Annotated in this window: 5 protein-coding genes and 1 tRNA gene; 2 read left to right on the forward strand and 4 right to left on the reverse strand. The window is 62.0% G+C overall.

Annotated elements, in window-relative coordinates; genetic code table 11:
* Positions 1 to 115: hypothetical protein (locus AC2VOK_RS00055; protein ID WP_428898655.1), on the forward strand; the 115-nt coding region annotated here is incomplete at its 5' end.
* 214 nt (positions 116 to 329) lie between these two features.
* Positions 330 to 403 (forward strand) — tRNA-Pro (locus AC2VOK_RS00060).
* A 112-nt stretch (positions 404 to 515) separates the two neighbouring features.
* Here the strand turns inward: AC2VOK_RS00060 and AC2VOK_RS00065 are convergent.
* The 4 genes from AC2VOK_RS00065 to istB all read right to left on the reverse strand — a co-directional run.
* A complete protein-coding gene (locus AC2VOK_RS00065) occupies positions 516 to 2,912 on the reverse strand; it encodes an AAA family ATPase (RefSeq protein WP_428898651.1) in 2,397 nt (798 codons plus the stop codon).
* Positions 2,909 to 3,652 (reverse strand): hypothetical protein, encoded by a 744-nt coding sequence (locus AC2VOK_RS00070; RefSeq protein WP_428898652.1) that lies wholly within the window; start codon positions 3,650 to 3,652, stop codon positions 2,909 to 2,911. Before AC2VOK_RS00070 ends, AC2VOK_RS00065 begins: the two co-directional genes overlap by 4 nt.
* Positions 3,652 to 3,852, reverse strand: a complete 201-nt coding sequence (locus tag AC2VOK_RS00075; RefSeq protein ID WP_428898653.1) for a hypothetical protein — start codon at positions 3,850 to 3,852, stop codon at positions 3,652 to 3,654. Before AC2VOK_RS00075 ends, AC2VOK_RS00070 begins: the two co-directional genes overlap by 1 nt.
* Before the next feature lie 21 nt (positions 3,853 to 3,873).
* A partial coding sequence (gene istB, locus AC2VOK_RS00080; RefSeq protein ID WP_428898654.1) for an IS21-like element helper ATPase IstB occupies positions 3,874 to 4,458 on the reverse strand: 585 nt, incomplete at its 5' end.

The following is a 4,458-nucleotide window of genomic DNA, read 5'->3' on the forward strand; positions in this document are numbered from 1 at the left end:
GGCCGGTTACCGGCGCTTCCTGGAGCGGCGGCTGCGGGAGACGTTCGGGTTCGAGGGCACCCCGATCCGCATCAACGTGCGCGTGCGCGAGAAGCGGACCGTCAAGCGGCGCTGAGTGCGCGCCGTGAGTGAACCGAGGGCTTTCGATGTGAAGCCGCGGCGACGACACGCCGACAAGCCCCGCCCTCAGCTCACAGTCAATCTCCGGTAGCCGGCTGGCCCGGGCGACAACGCCGCAGGCCTGCTGAAGGACAAGTGAGGTCGCTCGGCGGGCCGGAGGGCGGCTTAAGGTAGGCTTTCGACCTGCTGCCGCTCACGCTGGCGGCATGCGGGCTGTGGCGCAGTTTGGTAGCGCACTTGACTGGGGGTCAAGTGGTCGCAGGTTCAAATCCTGTCAGCCCGACTTTGTGAAAGAGGCTCTGAGCTGCTGTTATTCATCGTCACCGGTAGAAGCGGTTCTTGGTGTTGGGACCAGTTTGGGACCACGCAGCCGAGCTGAGAGCGTAGGCGCACTCTCAAACGGCAATCGCTGGATCCGGTGTCCATGTGATCCGCCGAACTCCTACGTCGGTCTCGTCCGGTGGTCCCCCGAGCTCGATCGTTATGAGTTCGTCGCCATCGAAGGCAGGACTCAGTTCGAGAGCGAGATACTCAAAGAGCTCTCGCTCGTGGACGGCGATGATGATCTGGCGGCCATGCTGCTTCGATAGAACTCTCATCAGGCCCGCAAACTGGGTGACGTGAACCTCATCCATTGACTGAACTGGGTCGTCGAAGACGAGGCATGGCACCAGGGGCTCAACCGCTAGGTGCAACGCGATGAATAGGGACAGTGCAGCAGTATTCAAGTTTCCTGCACTGAGCATCAGCTGAGGCGATCCGCCGGTAGTGCCGGAAGTGTGGACCGTCTCTAAAGTCAGTTCAAGCGCAGTCCTCGACGACGTGGGGATTCCGAACATAGGAACGAAGTACTCGCGTGGCGCTAGTCGTGTGAAGACGCTTCGCCAAACATCATTCAGCGACTCGGTGAACACACGGCGCACAATTTCGGTCCGTGCCTGTGACGCTGCATCTTGTACCGCTCTTGCTACGGACTGGCGACGCTTCGCCTCTCTCACACGCGCATCCAAAACCGCCTTCCGTTCCGCGATTTGTGCCACAGCGTCTTTGAGGTTGTCGACGCGCGCCGCGCAGCGCTGCATCTCCTCCAGCATCGCGTTGGCGTTGGCGTACGCCGTCGCGAGCGCTTCCGCCCTAGTAACGCGTTCGTCGGTAATCTCAGCGAGCCTTCGCCACGCGTCATGCAGGGTCTGATCGGCACGGGGGGCAGGGACGTCTAGCTTTCGGGCGAGGTTCTCAAGTTCCTCGCTCACGAATTTTGCGTCGCTTGCGATTGACTCCAGTTCACTCAACGTAGCTTCGGCGACGCGGAGCGCGGATTTCAGTTTGAGCAAGGTGTCGATTACGGCCTGCAGTTCCTGCAGGCGCGTTTGGAGATCATCGAAGGCGGCCTTCTGAGAACGGACTACTTCTAGTTGGTCTTCGGTCAGTAGCTGCCCTCGGATCTGCTCCATTTTCTGCTCGTCGCGTTGCACGGCTGCCGTCGCGGCGTCCCTTTGCTGGCGGAGTTGGCGAAGCTGGAGTCCCTGGTCTGTAAGTTGCGTGATCTTGCGGTCGATGTGGACCGTGAGATGGGTCGATGACACCTCATCGAAGGCTCGATCACACACTGGACAGAGATTGTCCGAGGCATGCTCGCGAAGGGCGGCTAAGCCCTCGGCCAGCGACCCGGCCTCTTCCTGTGCATCGGCGAGCTGATTTTGAAGCACGGTGAGCGAGGATCGACGTTCGACGAGCTGATTCTCCAGCTGCTTGACCTCGGCCATCAGCTCGCTCTGACGAGAGACACGTCGGTCTAGCCTCTGCGTAGACTCAGCAATCGCTGATGATGCATCGGCGGATGTCATAACCCCTAGACGGGCAGCCTCGGCATGCCAGGCATCGATTGCCGGTCCGTACTCTTCACGCCAGCGACGGTGGGCCTCAGATGCATTTGCGGCCTCAGCTCTTGCTTCTTCCAGACGAATTGCCGACGGTCTAGCGGACAAGCCCTCGATTCGGCCGCCGAGCGAGGTGATCGATTGGCGCAGAGCCGCGGCGGCTAGCTTCTCCTCGTCCGCTCGGCTCGCCTTCAGCGCGTTTCGGACCATTTCGACATTGCTGATGGGCAGGGAGTAGCCCAGGACCTCCATTGCTTCGGCGAGAAGTTCCTGTGATCTCGCCAGGTTGTCTCTTGCTGCTTTGAGGTCCGAGGTGGCGGTGCCCAATTCCGCTTCGGCTTGTTGTGCCTCCGCGTCGGCATCCGCCAGTGGTTCGGACAACTTCTTCAGTCGACGAAAGTCGTTCGCGTCGGTCAGCCCGAGGCGGAGAGCATCGAGTTGCTCCAGACCGAGCAGCTCGTTGACAAAGCGAGCGAGGGCTGATTCCTCCTTACCTTCCCGGTACTGATAAAGATCGAGCAGTTGGCCGAGGGACACTTGATCCAGATAGCATCGTTCGGCATAGAACTGAGCAGAAACCGCGTCGAGCGCCGGTGTCCCTTCAATCCGGTTGCCGCCCACTGTCATTCGGCCAGGTGCGTTTCTTCCGCCCAGCTGCTCGGAGATCTTTGCGCTGAGCGTCGCGAATTCGCGTCCATGAAACGGCAGATGGGCGGTATATCGCGGGTCATGACGACGCATGCTGCGGATTTCGCCAGTAAGTGCCAGTTCAAGGGCTGATAGCACGCTGGTCTTACCGGCACCGTTGTGCCCGTGCAGCAACACGATTGGTGCGTCAAGCGGCAGGAAGCGTGTGCCTTCAAGCCGACGAAAGTCGGAGATGGAAATGCCGCGGAGGGGCACGTCGGTCACGAAGTGCCCCCTTCGCTCGACTCGCCAATTGCCGCTGCGTCGATATAGCTGCGCAACCAGTCTCGCACCTCATCGGGGCCGATTTGGGCCGCCTCAAGAAACTTCTGGTGTTCATCGGACACCGGGGCGCCCAACTTCTCAGCCACTACCGTCAGCGGTGGTTGTCCCGCCGACTGCTGTGCCGGGAGCGTTAGTGGCAGCAGCACGGCGACGGCACGGCGGATCTCAACGGGATCAGGAGTATCACTGTCGACGGTGAGGACCCGAGTGCGTTTCGTCAAGTGGTTTGGCCCCACTGTTCTGCATGAATTTTGGCCCCGGGCGTTGGTGTTGGGGGCTTGATCGTTGGTGGCTGGTTTGGCGGCGGCGAGGTGCGCTGCGTGTTGGTGGGCGGTGTCGAGTTCGGTGGCGGTGTGCTGGGCGTATCTGATGGCGTGTTGCAGGCTGTCGGTCAGGGCGTGCATCGTCTGGGGGAGGTCGGGCTGCGGCGCGAGTGAGTCGAGGGTCAGCCTGCCGTCTTGGTGCTGGTGGGTCAGCCAGGCGGTGAGCTGGGCGAGTAGTTGGCCGAGCATGCCGGTCATGTGTGCCAGGGTGGCGATGATCGCGGCGGTGTCGGCGGGATAGGCGAGGTCATCGCTGGCGGGGTGGGTGCGGTGGTTGAGTTCGTGGATGGCGTGGGCGGCCTGATCGGCTAGTTGGCCGGCGGACAGGTGTTCGGTAGTTGTGGTTGTGTCTGACATCAGAACACGGGCTCGTCGTCGTTGCGGCTCAGCAGCGCGCTGAGTTGGTCGAGGCCGACCCGCATGCCGTTGAGGTCGTAGCCGTGTTTGGTCAGCAGCATGTCGAGTTGGTCTTGCTCGAGGTCGATCCAGTCGCGCAGGCAGCTCAGCAGGTCGGCGAATTCGGCGGCGTCGGCGCTGTTGATGGTGATGTCGGGCATGGTCGTTTTCCCTTTCGTTGGTCAGTGGGTGTTCTTGGTTCGGCTGGTCTTGCTGGTGCGTAGCCGGTAGGACTGGGTGCCGGTCTCGATGATGTGGGCGTTGAAGGTGATTCGGTCCACGATCGCGGCGATGAGGCGCGGGTCGGCCACGACGGTTCCCCACTCGCTGAATGGCAGGTTGGTGCCGATTCCGATGCTGGCGCGTTCTTCTCGTTCGGTGATGATCTGGAACAGCAGTTCGGCTCCGCGGGTGTCGATTTGGACGTAGCCCAGCTCGTCGAGCAGCAGCAGGTCCAGGCGGGCGTATCGACCAACGACGCGGGATAGTTGCCGGTCGTCGGCGGCCTCGACGAGTTCGTTGACGAGCTGTGCGGTGGTCACGTAGCGGACCCGGCGGCCTTGTTCGCAGGCCGCCAGTCCAAGGCCGATGAGCAGATGTGTTTTCCCGGTGCCGGAGTCGCCGAGCAGCACCAGCGGTTGCCCGTTGTCGATCCAGGTGCCGCTGGCCAAAGTGGCCAGCTGCGCGGCGCTGACCGATGCCACGGCGTCGGTGTTGAACTCGGCGAGCCGTTTGAGGCGAGGGAATTTCGCTTCGCTGATGCGCCG

The sequence above is a fragment of the Mycobacterium sp. TH-M116 genome (genome assembly GCF_057473685.1).